Source organism: Leisingera sp. UBA4491 (assembly GCF_002388965.1).
Classification (GTDB): Bacteria; Pseudomonadota; Alphaproteobacteria; order Rhodobacterales; family Rhodobacteraceae; genus Leisingera; species Leisingera aquaemixtae.
In genome coordinates this window covers 198,383-209,738 of sequence record NZ_DGNN01000010.1, presented here as the reverse complement: position 1 = coordinate 209,738, position 11,356 = coordinate 198,383, and the positions used below count along the sequence as shown (strand labels likewise).

Annotated in this window: 13 protein-coding genes and 1 tRNA gene; 9 read left to right on the top strand and 5 right to left on the bottom strand. The window is 60.9% G+C overall.

Annotated elements, in window-relative coordinates; genetic code table 11:
* Positions 1 to 334: 334 nt before the first annotated feature.
* Both B2P87_RS05180 and B2P87_RS05175 read left to right on the top strand, forming a co-directional pair.
* Complete coding sequence (locus tag B2P87_RS05180; protein ID WP_141890459.1) at positions 335 to 718, top strand: hypothetical protein; 384 nt, start codon at positions 335 to 337, stop codon at positions 716 to 718.
* Positions 719 to 844: 126 nt separating this feature from the next.
* Positions 845 to 1,036, top strand: coding sequence for a hypothetical protein (locus B2P87_RS05175; protein WP_286852090.1), 192 nt, complete (start codon positions 845 to 847; stop codon positions 1,034 to 1,036).
* Positions 1,037 to 1,132: 96 nt separating this feature from the next.
* Here B2P87_RS05175 and B2P87_RS05170 read toward each other — a convergent pair whose 3' ends face one another.
* Both B2P87_RS05170 and B2P87_RS20040 read right to left on the bottom strand, forming a co-directional pair.
* Positions 1,133 to 1,474, bottom strand: coding sequence for a hypothetical protein (locus B2P87_RS05170; RefSeq protein ID WP_141890460.1), 342 nt, complete (start codon positions 1,472 to 1,474; stop codon positions 1,133 to 1,135).
* Positions 1,475 to 1,517: 43 nt separating this feature from the next.
* Complete coding sequence (locus tag B2P87_RS20040; RefSeq protein WP_414671957.1) at positions 1,518 to 1,697, bottom strand: peptidoglycan-binding domain-containing protein; 180 nt, start codon at positions 1,695 to 1,697, stop codon at positions 1,518 to 1,520.
* Between B2P87_RS20040 and B2P87_RS05165 the strand changes: the two genes are divergently transcribed.
* From B2P87_RS05165 to B2P87_RS05155, 3 genes are all read left to right on the top strand, one after another.
* Entirely contained in the window at positions 1,623 to 2,453 is an 831-nt protein-coding gene (locus tag B2P87_RS05165) for a DUF2303 family protein (protein ID WP_244940813.1), read from the top strand. The genes B2P87_RS20040 and B2P87_RS05165 overlap by 75 nt on opposite strands.
* A 71-nt stretch (positions 2,454 to 2,524) precedes the next feature.
* The gene (locus tag B2P87_RS05160) at positions 2,525 to 2,728 is read left to right on the top strand and encodes a helix-turn-helix transcriptional regulator (protein WP_141890462.1); all 204 of its coding nucleotides are present in this window, start codon (positions 2,525 to 2,527) and stop codon (positions 2,726 to 2,728) included.
* Positions 2,722 to 3,732: a site-specific integrase gene (locus B2P87_RS05155; RefSeq protein ID WP_141890463.1), complete on the top strand. Its 1,011-nt coding sequence runs from the start codon at positions 2,722 to 2,724 to the stop codon at positions 3,730 to 3,732. Before B2P87_RS05160 ends, B2P87_RS05155 begins: the two co-directional genes overlap by 7 nt.
* A gap of 96 nt (positions 3,733 to 3,828) precedes the next feature.
* On the opposite strand, the gene B2P87_RS05150 is transcribed toward B2P87_RS05155, so the two are convergent.
* A tRNA-Leu gene (locus B2P87_RS05150) sits at positions 3,829 to 3,913 on the bottom strand.
* Between the two features lie 219 nt (positions 3,914 to 4,132).
* Between B2P87_RS05150 and B2P87_RS05145 the strand changes: the two genes are divergently transcribed.
* A complete protein-coding gene (locus tag B2P87_RS05145) occupies positions 4,133 to 4,660 on the top strand; it encodes a Hint domain-containing protein (protein WP_141890464.1) in 528 nt (175 codons plus the stop codon).
* A gap of 3 nt (positions 4,661 to 4,663) precedes the next feature.
* Here B2P87_RS05145 and B2P87_RS05140 read toward each other — a convergent pair whose 3' ends face one another.
* Positions 4,664 to 6,316 carry an NAD(P)H-hydrate dehydratase gene (locus B2P87_RS05140; protein WP_141890465.1) on the bottom strand — a complete coding sequence of 551 codons (1,653 nt, stop codon included), beginning with the start codon at positions 6,314 to 6,316 and terminating at the stop codon, positions 4,664 to 4,666.
* 171 nt (positions 6,317 to 6,487) lie between these two features.
* Between B2P87_RS05140 and B2P87_RS05135 the strand changes: the two genes are divergently transcribed.
* Both B2P87_RS05135 and glnA read left to right on the top strand, forming a co-directional pair.
* Complete coding sequence (locus B2P87_RS05135) at positions 6,488 to 6,826, top strand: P-II family nitrogen regulator (RefSeq protein WP_008554830.1); 339 nt, start codon at positions 6,488 to 6,490, stop codon at positions 6,824 to 6,826.
* 46 nt (positions 6,827 to 6,872) lie between these two features.
* Positions 6,873 to 8,279 carry a type I glutamate--ammonia ligase gene (glnA, locus tag B2P87_RS05130; RefSeq protein WP_141890466.1) on the top strand — a complete coding sequence of 469 codons (1,407 nt, stop codon included), beginning with the start codon at positions 6,873 to 6,875 and terminating at the stop codon, positions 8,277 to 8,279.
* 81 nt (positions 8,280 to 8,360) lie between these two features.
* Here the strand turns inward: glnA and B2P87_RS05125 are convergent, their stop codons facing one another.
* The gene (locus B2P87_RS05125) at positions 8,361 to 9,836 is read right to left on the bottom strand and encodes a globin-coupled sensor protein (protein WP_141890467.1); all 1,476 of its coding nucleotides are present in this window, start codon (positions 9,834 to 9,836) and stop codon (positions 8,361 to 8,363) included.
* 229 nt (positions 9,837 to 10,065) lie between these two features.
* Between B2P87_RS05125 and B2P87_RS05120 the strand changes: the two genes are divergently transcribed.
* Positions 10,066 to 11,313, top strand: a complete 1,248-nt coding sequence (locus tag B2P87_RS05120) for an Hsp70 family protein (protein ID WP_141890468.1) — start codon at positions 10,066 to 10,068, stop codon at positions 11,311 to 11,313.
* Positions 11,314 to 11,356: the final 43 nt, after the last annotated feature.

Genomic DNA, 11,356 nt, shown 5'->3' with positions numbered 1-11,356 from the left:
GACCAGCGGGGGGCAGGTCACAGCCATTCCTACCTATCCCCGATTGTCTTCTGTTTGCTGCCGTTTCAGACCGCACTGCGTTTGCATAGGCTTCTTTATCTCCGACGATGAGTGAATTGTCACGGGCTGGAAATATGCACTGCAGCCTAAGCGGCCGGAAGTCCTACGACCGTCACGTCGGAACTTGCAGGACGTCGGACGGTCGCGATGTGGGTTCGGTACTGATCGCTGAGGGTGTCTGTCAGCACTGGCGATAGTCGTGCAGAAACCGCCGAGTTTTTGTGGTATACTTGGGCGTCTACTCAGTATTTCGATTACAACAGGAGGAATAGTGATGAAAATTCACGTAGCGCTTTTGGTGTCGTTGGTTCTGTCTGCGCCCAGCCTTCCGGTTTACTCACAGGAACACACAGACGAAGAGCGTGCAGAGTTTTATAAGCAGTGTCTTCTAGGCCCGGAAAACAACGATTTTTATGTAGCAAATTGCTGCGATCACTTGACCGTTGCCGCAGCAGAGTTGGTCTGCGCCTGCGCTTCCTCTTGTGCTGCTCCGAAGCGTAAAAAGGCTTATAAAGAATGTGTCTTTTGGAGAAACAAGGCAAACAAAAGGGATGCACAAGACGGCAACAAACTGCCGTCATGGACTACGGCTTGTTGCGATCATCTTACCGACGGTGACGCACAATCTCTAGGAGTGTGCCGTTACGGGTCAGGCTGAACACAAAGTGTTTGAACTTTTGATGATATGGCTTCCCGGGTCAGCGATCGATCATTACCGGGCTTTACTATGGACCAATTGCACCGCGTTTCGCCTTGGTTTCGGTCACTTGCCCCGGACGCCGGAATGATCGAATACAGACGTTACGGCGATGATGGGCACCTTCATGCTGCGACACCGGCTCTTAACCGTATCATTTTGACGCAGCGCGCCTGCGCTGCTCGAAGCCCAGTCGATAGCTGCGGCAGCCTCATTTCCACCATGGACCACATGGCCAAGGCGATGCGGGCGCACACCCCGGCCGTGCTTATGAACTGAATACACACTATCGCGGCAGCTGATCCAACAAATGCCCTAAAAAAAGAAGGCCCCGGCGGTCGCCGGGGCCCCTCTCTTTCTGCCTGTACGCAAGCTCTACTCCCGGGCATGCCGCACGGCCTCGGCAATCTTACCGCGCGCCAGGCGCTGCAGGACGGGCACCGAGGGGTTGAGCGCCCTGAAGGCATCAGGCACGGATTCGAGGGCGTGTTTGATCGCCTCATCAATCAGAACGTCCGTGGCAGCCTCCCTGCCATCTTCCAGTGCAGCCTTGATACCGCTCATCAGGGCGCGGTGCAGATCATCCTGCAGCGCCTTGCCAATCTGGACGCCAAAGTGCTTCCGCACAGTCAGAGCTGCAGCGCCAATCAGCGATGACAGGACCAGCGCCAGGGCTTGTATCAGCAACGGCGTCAGATCCGGCAGAATTCCGGTCAAGTTCATAAGTCAGTCCTTTCAGTTGGAGAAAGGCTCCGGCAGCTCAGCGAGCTACCAGAACCAGGAAGCGGCGAAACCAATGCGGCAGCCGCGAAACAGGTTCAGGCATCTGAGGCCGGGAGATTGGCGGCAGGGAGCACAGCGCCTTGTGCATAGCTACGCGCGTGTTAGGTCCGAACCGCCCGTCAGCTTCCAAGCCGGAAGCGCGCTGAAACGCCCGCACACCGCTGACCGGATAATCACCGGCGCTGACGGACGGCAGCACGCTTTCATCCCCGAGGGTTTCGACCTCAAGGATATTTCCGACCCGAACCGCCTGCCCGAGCACATCAGCCAGGCCGTTATCCTCGACGACCGGGAATCCCTGACCAACTACGTCAACCGGTTCAGCGATGGCCGATCAATCCTGATCGCGGACTATGACGCCGGGCTGATCCGTGCGCACCTGGACTGGCACAATGACAACAGCACCGACTTGCAGCGCCAGCACGCATCCCACACAGCAACGCTGAAACTGCGCAACAGCGAGGAATACGACCGCTGGAACAAGATGGAAGGCGAAATGCACTCGCAAGAGTCATTCGCCCTGTTCATCGAAGAGAACGTTGCGGATATCAGCGACCCGGATCATTTGGTGATGCTGGAAATCTGCCGCGACCTCGAAGCCACTCAGGACGTTTCTTTCAAGAGCGGCATCCGGCTGGAAAACGGCGACCGCACCTTTGTCTACGAGGATGAAACCAAGGTCAAAGGCGACATGACCGTACCCACGGAAATCGGCCTCTGCATCCCGCTCTACCAGGGCGAGGAACCGACAGATATCCGCGCCAAGTTCCGCTTCCGGCCCACCGCCAGCGGCCTGATGCTGGGCTTCCGCTGGCACCGCGTCGAATACATGCGCCAGGCCACCTTTGCTGCGATGGCCCATCAGACAGCCGAGAACACCGGCCGCCCCTATTACTTCGGCCGCACGTCCTAACCCCATCGGGTTTCTCTTTCTGCCCCCTCATCGATCGAGGGGGCATTGACGGAAATCAGGAGGCGAATTTCGTGGCCACAGCAAACCCAATCCTAGCGCGCGAAAGCACAGCAGCTAAGATGCTGGATATGCCGCTTAAGGAATTCCGCGCTCTGGTGGCAGCGGGCAGCCTGCCCAAGCCGGTCAAGATCGGTGGCAAGGTTGAACGATGGTCCGTGAAACAGCTTGAAGCGATTAGCTCAGGCGCCATGCTGAGCGAAGATTTCGAATGGTAAAGAAGAACTCAAAACCCTACTTGGCCCGCATCGCGCGCGGCGGAAAAGACTACTGGTATTTTCGGAAGGGAAAGACCCTGATCCGCCTGCCCGACGATCCAGACAGCGAAGAATTTGACCGGGAGTATTGGACCATCAGGTCCGGCCGGCACCAGGGGACTCTCAAAACTACCTTTGACGCCCTGATTACCAGCTACTACCAGACACCGCGCTTCAAAGGACTGAAAGCAAGCACCAAAGCCGAGTACCGCCGTACGCTGGAACTACTCCGCGAAAAGAACGGCCCAAAGGACTTCACCAAACTGCGCCGCAAGCACGTTATCGCAGCGCGGGACAAATATGCAGACCAATGGCGCAAGGCAAATGCCATGGTCGAACAGCTTTCAATTCTGGCCCGTCACGCGATTGATCTGGAATGGATCACCGCCAACCCTGCCCAGGGGGTCGAGAAACTGAAAGGCGGCAGCTATGAAGCCTGGCCGGAACCAAAGCTGGCGGCATTTGAGCGCTACTGCGAGCAGCATGGCTTGACGATTGAGCGCGCGATCTATGAACTCTGCATAGGCACCGGACAGCGCATAGGCGATGTGGTTGCCATGGAATGGGCGCACTTCCAGGGCGGCTATATGGAGGTTGTGCAGGAGAAAACCGGCGCCCGGCTTTCAATCTTCTGCCCGGAGCGGCTGCAATCCTTCCTTGAGCTCCTGCCGCGCACTGGGAAACACATCCTGGCCAAAAACCTGACCCAGCACCTCAGTAAAAGGCGCGCTCAGAGCCTTGTGGCCGAGGTCCGCAAGAAGATCGAGGCCGAGGACTTTGTTATCCACGGCTGGCGCTACACCGCCGCGAAAGAGCTGGCAGAGGCCGGTTGTTCCGACACAGAAATTCAGTCTGTGACCGGCCACAAGTCGCTGGAGATGGTCAAAAAGTACCGCCAGCAAGCCAGGCAAAAGCAGCTGTCCAAAACGGCCCAGCTGCGCCGGAACAGAACAAAAACAGAATAAGAACAGAACCAAGAGTGTAAAACGAAGAGTAAAACGCTCTGGTTCACCCGCCGCATTCCGCGTGATACAACCCAAGTTTTTCTTTTAAAATCAAGTTGGTGCGGGTGAAGGGACTTGAACCCCCACGCCTTGCGGCGCCAGAACCTAAATCTGGTGCGTCTACCAATTCCGCCACACCCGCACGGCACAAAGGTCTGCCCCTCGTGTGACGCGCTGAATAGCAAAGCTTGGCGGCGGATGCGAGCGGAAATCGCGCCGCCGCGGCCGTTGTGCAAAACAGCAACAATCCATCCGGAATATCGCAACGATGAGCGGGTTTCTGCGCAATAAGGCTGGGCCTGGAATCCGGTTGTGCCGTAGTTTGGCAGAAAAGTCTGAGGCAGACAAAGCGAGCAACAACATGAAACCGTTTGGAAATGCGGCCCTGCGCGCGCAATTGGCGATGCGCGGGCAGGCACAGCCCCGGCGGCTGTTTCAGGGCAGCCAGAACATCAGCCTCTTGCGCGGCACCGCTGTGCTGACCCGCGAGGGGGAGCGCGCAGCAGAAGACATCACGGCAGGCGACAGCCTGATCACCCGCACCCAGGGCATGGCCCGGGTCGAGGCCGTCCGCAGCCGCCGCGCGATGCTGCAGGCGGTCTGCATTGCTGCCGGTTCTCTGGGCGATACCGGGGGCGAAGGCGGCCTCACCGTGCCGTGGGACCAGCGCATTCTGGTGCGCGACTGGCGCGCCAAGGCGATGTTCGGCCAGCCGCAGGCGGTGGTGCCGGCCTATGAGCTGGTGGACGGCGAGTTCATCCGCGACCTCGGCCTGCAGATGATGGATCTGACGGTGCTGGAGTTCTCCCGCCCGCATGTGATCTACGCAGGCGGTCTGGAGCTGGCCGCGGCCGCCGCGCCGCAAGAGGACCTGCGCCCGGCGGCCTGATCCTTAAAGCCCCAGTTTTCGGAACACCGCGGGGATCTGCTCCGGCAGGTCCTCGGCAATCAGGCCGGGGCCGAATTCCAGCGCGCATTCGACATGGATATAGGCGGCGGTCTCGGACGCCTGCATCGGGGAAAACCCGCGCGCCAGCAGCCCGGTGATAAAGCCCGCCAGCACGTCCCCCGACCCGGCGGTGGCCAGCCAAGGCGCGGACCGCTCGTAATGGGCGGAGTTCACGGAACAGCGCCCGTCCGGCGCGGCGATCACCGTATCCGGCCCCTTGAACAGCACCACGCAGCCTGCGCGTTTGGCGGCCTCGCGGGTGGCGTCGACCTTGGAATAGGCGGGGCCGGTGGTGGCGGGCGCGTTCAGTTTTTCAGCCAAGTCCGGGAACAGCCTGGCAAATTCACCGCCATGCGGGGTGAGCACGCAGTTTTCGTGAAGGGCCTCGAACAGCGCCTCCGGCTTCAGCTCAAACCGGGTGAGCGCATCGGCATCCAGAACGGTTGGCCGCTTTTCCTTCAGCGCCGCAAAGACCATCGCCTGAGTGTCCGCGCCGCGGCCCATGCCCGGCCCAAGGCAGAGAGCGCTGAGGCGGTCGTCTTCCAGCAGTTCCGCAAGCCCATGCGCGCCGTCGATCTGGCGCAGCATGATGGCGGTCAGGTTGGCAGCGTTTTCGAACATCGCCGAGCGCGGCGAGCCGACAGTAACCAGCCCCGCCCCGATCCGCAGGGCGCCGCGGGCGGCAAGGCGCGCTGCTCCGGTTTTGCCGTAACCGCCGGAGAGGATGAGGGCGTGGCCGTGGGCGTATTTGTGGTTTTCCCTGTTTTTCGGCAGAGAAGTTGTCTGCCGGACGTCATCAACAAGCCTAACTAAACCCTCACCGTCCTTTCCTCCGCCTCCATTCGATTCTGGGAAATTGCCAAGCCAAGGCTGTGTCACATTGCCATTTTTCAACCCGGCCAACCCAATATCTATGGTTCGCAAGTTCCCGCAGTAGCCCGGCCCTTCATCTACGAAATGCCCGATTCGAGGCCTGTGAAAGGTGACTGTAAGCCAGCTCCAATTACCACCATATTCCTGGCACAGAGCGCGTCCGCTGTTCATGCAAAGGCCCGTAGGTGCGTCAACCGCTACCATCCGGCCAAAAGTTCTGCCCTCAGTGTACAATTTGGTCAGCGGTTCAAGAATGTCGCTCTCCGGCGCACGTGATAATCCGGCACCAAAGATTGCGTCCACAAAAAGGTGCCCCTCCGCGTTGCCAACAGCGGTTTTGCTCCATGTCTGCACTGCGCCTGACCCCAACCGCTCATAGTTCACCTTCGCATCTGGCGGCAGCTTGTCCGGGTCGCCGTAAAGGAACACCTCCACCGCCCAGCCGCGCTCTTTCAAGAGCCGCGCCACCACAAAGCCGTCGCCGCCATTGTTGCCAGGCCCGCACAGGACCACCGCCCGGCGCGGCGTTTCATCTTTCCCCAAATACTCCGGGGGTGCGGGGGCCGGCCCCCGCTCATCCGCCAGTTCCGGCCATTGCTCGAAAATGGCCTCGACCACCCCCTGCCCGGCCCGTTCCATCAGTTCCAGCCCGGTGACTTCCCCGGACTCGATGGCGGTCTGCTCAATCGCCCGCATCTGGGCTGCGGTCAGCAGTTCGGTCATGTTTTGCCCTTCCCCGATTCAATTCTGCGCATTTTCCGGGCGCAGTGCTTAATTTTTAGGCAGCTACGATCAAATCCTGCCTGCAATTGCCGCAGCGGCCCAAGCGCGCATTGCTGCCCTCATTTAGAAGTGAAATGACATCCCCAACAAGCTTGCGAGGAGCCTAAGCCGATGAAAAAGATCGAAGCCATCATCAAGCCTTTTAAACTGGATGAGGTGAAGGAAGCGTTGCAGGACGTTGGCGTCCAAGGCCTCTCCGTGATCGAGGTCAAGGGCTTCGGCCGCCAGAAGGGCCACACCGAGCTCTACCGCGGTGCCGAATATGTGGTCGACTTCCTGCCCAAGGTGAAGGTCGAGGTTGTGCTGGACGACGATCAGGTCGACCAGGCAATCGAGGCCATCGTCGATGCCGCCAAGACCGACAAGATCGGCGACGGCAAGATCTTTGTCTCGCCCGTCGAGCAAGCGATCCGCATCCGTACCGGCGAGACCGGCCCGGACGCACTCTAAGACACCAACGAAAATCCTTACATCTCTGCAAAAAAGGACCGAGGGAATGAGCGTAGACGCAGTTCTCAAGACACTTAAAGACGAGGACGTCGCCTATGTCGACATCCGCTTCACCGATGTGCGCGGCAAGCTGCAGCACGTGACCGTGGACGTGGACCTGGTCGACGAAGACTTCCTGGAAGAAGGCTTCATGTTCGACGGCTCGTCGATCGCCGGCTGGAAGTCGATCGAAAACTCCGACATGAAACTGATGGCGGACACCAACTCCGCTTACATCGACCCGTTCTATGCGGAAAAAACCCTGTGCCTGCACTGCTCCATCGTTGAGCCGGACACCGGCGAAGCCTATGAGCGCGACCCGCGCGGCACCGCCCAGAAAGCCGAGGCTTACCTCAAGTCCTCCGGCATCGGCGACGTGGCCTATATGGGCCCGGAAGCGGAATTCTTCCTGTTTGACGACGTGCGTTACTCCAACACCATCAACAAGGTGTCCTACGAAGTTGACGCAACCGACGGCTCCTGGAACACCGACGCCGAGTTCGAAATGGGCAACATGGGCCACCGCCCGGGCCTGAAGGGCGGCTACTTCCCGGTCAACCCGACCGATGAAGCGCAGGACCTGCGGTCCGAAATGCTTTCGACCATGAAGCGTCTGGGCATGAAAGTGGACAAGCACCACCACGAGGTCGCGTCCTGCCAGCACGAGCTGGGCCTGATCTTCGACAGCCTGACCAAACAGGCCGACGAGATCCAGAAGTACAAATATGTGATCCACAACGTGGCGCACGCCTATGGCAAGTCGGCAACCTTCATGCCGAAGCCGATCTATGGCGACAACGGCTCTGGCATGCACGTGAACATGTCGATCTGGAAAGACGGCAAGCCTCTGTTTGCAGGCGACAAATACGCCGACCTGTCCCAGGAAGCGCTGTATTTCATCGGCGGCATCCTGAAGCACGCCAAGACCCTGAACGCCTTCACCAACCCGGGCACCAACTCCTACAAGCGCCTGATCCCGGGCTTCGAGGCCCCGGTTCTGCGCGCATACTCCGCCCGCAACCGCTCCGGCTGCGTCCGGATCCCGTGGACCGAAAGCCCGAAAGCGAAGCGCGTCGAGGCCCGTTTCCCCGATCCGAGCGCAAACCCCTACCTGTGCTTTGCCGCGCTGCTGATGGCCGGCCTGGACGGCATCCGCAACAAGATCGATCCGGGCGAAGCCATGGACAAGAACCTGTACGACCTGCCGGCCGAGGAGCTGGAAGGCATCCCGACCGTCTGCGGCTCGCTGCGCGAAGCGGTTGACGCGCTGGCCGCCGACCACGACTTCCTGCTGCAGGGCGATGTGTTCACCAAGGATCAGATCGACGGCTACATCGCGCTGAAGATGGAAGAGGTCCACAAGTACGAGCACACCCCGCACCCGGTTGAGTTCGGCATGTACTACAGCTGCTAACAGCTGGAAATTCAAAGGAAAAGGCGCCCTTCGCGGCGCCTTTTTCTGTTTTCCGACCGGTGGCAGTGGCGGTTCAGCGCGTCAGCCGGCCAGGCGCAGGCTGCCGCCTCTCTCCGCGCCGGGCGCCCTAACCGGGGCGGTTGTTTGGGCAACTTTGAACGATTTGACCAGATCGGCCAGCGCCTGCGCATCCTGGCGCATGGTGACCGTGGCGGCCGTCGTCTGCTCGACCATGGCCGCGTTCTGCTGGGTGACCCCGTCCAGATGCGAAACACCGGTGTTGATCTCCGTCAGGCCGGTGGTCTGCTCGCTTGTGGAGGCGGAGACCGACGCCGACAGCTCCGACACCCGTTTCACATCGGTCACGATCCGGGTCAGCACTTCGCCGGCCCGGTCGACAAGCGAGACGCCTTCGTCCACATGGCCTGAGCTGATGTTGATCAGTTCCTTGATTTCCTTGGCGGACACGGCGGCCCGCTGAGCCAGCCCGCGCACTTCGGAGGCGACAACCGCAAAGCCGCGCCCGGCTTCGCCGGCGCGCGCTGCCTCCACCCCGGCGTTCAGCGCCAGCAGGTTGGTCTGGAAGGAAATATCGTCAATCACGCCGATGATCTGGGAGATCCGGTCAGACGAGTCGGCGATTTCCTTCATCTTGCTCACCGCGTCCGTGACCACTGCAAAGCCGTCCTCGGCGCAGGCTTGCGCGGTTGCGGCAACGGTGCTGGTTTCCTTGGTCGCTTCCGAAGAAGACCGCATGCTGGAGGTGATTTCCTCAACCGCCGCCGCCGTTTCCTCCAGCGTTGCAGCCTGGGTTTCGGTGCGCTGCGACAACTCCTGCGCGGCGTCGGAGATTTCGCCGGCGGTGCTGTTCAGGCCCTCGGCGGAGTCCTGGATGCTGCCGATCACGCCGGCCAGGCTGCCCATCAGCCGGTTGAACGTGACCCGCACCGCGTCGTAACGCGCGGGGTAGTCGCTTTCGCCGGGGGCCGGGATTATCTGGGAGAGATCGCGGGCTTCCATCCGCTCAATCCCGGACGTGATATAGTCAAAGGCGGTGTCCTGCTCCGCGCGCTGCGCCGCGAAGTAGGCGTCGATCACGAAATAGGTGTCCATCGCGAACACCCGGTTCAGCGCCCCTAGCATGGCAAACAGCTTGCGCCGCCCGCCTGGGGTGACTGCAGCACCGAACCTGTCGCCAAGAACCTGCTGAATGTGGGAGGTCGCCCGAGCATAGGCAGACAGGTAAAGCTCGAAGGGGAGCTGGATCTTGAAGTGGACCGCGCCGACGCGCTCTGCCGACGCAAAGTATTCCTCCGGGAAATCGCCTCTCAGCAGCAGTTCCCAATGCCGCTTTTGCGACGTTCTGGCGTGGGTGAGGATTTCCTCATTGGTGAAGAACTTGCTTGCTTCCCGGTCGGACTGGGCAAAGGCATAGAACTTGTCGAGGATCACATCGAAGTAAGGCGCCAGCAGGGAACTTGCGCGCATCAGGTCCTTTTGATGGTCTCCATCAAGCGCAAATTTCGAGATGATGCGCTGGTTATCAGTTTTACTCATCTTCCAAACTCCAAAGACCCTGCTCTGGGCAGCAGGTAAGAAAAGTGTGATATTCAGGAATTAAGATACTTTTACGGCGGGTTTACTGATGATATTTGAAGGACTTGTACCTCCTGCGGCAATCCGCCCTGTGGCAATTCCCGGGCGGCGGGACATGGGTGATTCGCCTTGATCGAAGCCGCCACTTGCTGTACCCGCGGCGGTTCCGCTTGGCCTGCAGGAGCGCGCTATGACTGCCCCGAACACTCTTGGTATCGACTTTGGAACCTCCAACTCCGCCGCCGGGATCGCGGTTTCCGGGCGCCCCTGGCTGGTGGAGATGGAACCCGGAGAGCTGACGCTGCCCACCGCAGTCTTCTTTGCGGAGGGCGCGCGCCAGATGCGGATCGGGCACAGCGCCGCCCGGGCCCTGATCAGCGGCGAGGAAGGCCGTTTCATGCGGGCGCTCAAGAGCCTGCTCGGCACCTCCCTTCTGCATGAGGAGCGGCGGCTGGGCGGCGAGCGGATCAGCTTTGCCGCCATCATCGCCCGCTTTCTGGCGGAACTGAAACGGCGCGCCGAGGCCGCCACGCACATGCAGTTCACCCATGCCCTGTCGGGGCGGCCGGTGCGGTTTCACTCCAACGACCCCGGCCGCAACGCGCAGGCGGAGAAGGATCTGCGCGCCTGCTATCTTGAGGCCGGTTTCGAGGACGTGCTGTTCATGTACGAGCCCGAAGCCGCGCTGCGCGCCGCTGCGCCATCGCCGGGTCTGGGGCTGATTGTCGACATCGGCGGCGGCACCTCGGACTTCACCGCTTTTGAGCAGGGGGCAGACGGCGCCGCGCGCATCCTGGCTTCGCACGGGATCCGTCTGGGCGGCACCGATTTCGACCGGCAGCTGAGCATTCAGCATGTGATGCCGCTGCTGGGCCGCGGCAGCCTGATCCGCAATACCTTCGGCGGCGGCACCCTGCCCGCGCCGAACCGGCTGTTCAACGACCTGGCCACCTGGCAGATGATCCCGTTTCTGTACAGCCCCGAAAGCCGCCGGGCCGCGAAGGATCTGGCCGCCAATGCAGCGGAGCCGGAGAAGCTGGCGCGGCTGGTTACCGTGCTGGAGGACGAACTGGGGCACGAATTGGCCTTTGCGGTCGAGCGCGGCAAGATCCGCGCCAATGACGCCGGAGACAGCGCGGCCATCGACCTCAAGCTTTTACAGCGCGGGTTGTCCGTGCCGCTGCCCGGCGCGGAGATGATTCAAACGCTGGCGGACCAGACCCGGGCAATCGGGGTGTGCGCAGCCGAAACCCTGGACCAGGCAGGTATCGAAGCGGTGCGAGTGGACCGGATTGTCATGGTCGGCGGCTCGTCGCTGCTGGCGCCAGTGCAGGCTGAGATGCGGCTGCTGTGCCCGAATGCCCGTGTTGAAACGGAAAACGCGATGACTGCAGTGGCCGCGGGGCTGGCACTGGCCGCCGGAACAGCTTTTTCCTGAACAGATGGGAACCTTTGGCGGGATTTCCCGTTAGACTTAGGCC

What these genes read in the sequence shown, in the direction of transcription:
- B2P87_RS05180 (WP_141890459.1), top strand. Translation starts at nt 335, where the DNA reads ATGAAAATTCACGTAGCGCTTTTGGTGTCGTTGGTTCTGTCTGCGCCC.
- B2P87_RS05175 (WP_286852090.1), top strand. Translation starts at nt 845, where the DNA reads ATGATCGAATACAGACGTTACGGCGATGATGGGCACCTTCATGCTGCG.
- B2P87_RS05155 (WP_141890463.1), top strand. Translation starts at nt 2,722, where the DNA reads ATGGTAAAGAAGAACTCAAAACCCTACTTGGCCCGCATCGCGCGCGGC.
- B2P87_RS05145 (WP_141890464.1), top strand. Translation starts at nt 4,133, where the DNA reads ATGAAACCGTTTGGAAATGCGGCCCTGCGCGCGCAATTGGCGATGCGC.
- B2P87_RS05140 (WP_141890465.1), bottom strand. Translation starts at nt 6,316, where the DNA reads ATGACCGAACTGCTGACCGCAGCCCAGATGCGGGCGATTGAGCAGACC.
- B2P87_RS05135 (WP_008554830.1), top strand. Translation starts at nt 6,488, where the DNA reads ATGAAAAAGATCGAAGCCATCATCAAGCCTTTTAAACTGGATGAGGTG.
- glnA (WP_141890466.1), top strand. Translation starts at nt 6,873, where the DNA reads ATGAGCGTAGACGCAGTTCTCAAGACACTTAAAGACGAGGACGTCGCC.
- B2P87_RS05125 (WP_141890467.1), bottom strand. Translation starts at nt 9,836, where the DNA reads ATGAGTAAAACTGATAACCAGCGCATCATCTCGAAATTTGCGCTTGAT.
- B2P87_RS05120 (WP_141890468.1), top strand. Translation starts at nt 10,066, where the DNA reads ATGACTGCCCCGAACACTCTTGGTATCGACTTTGGAACCTCCAACTCC.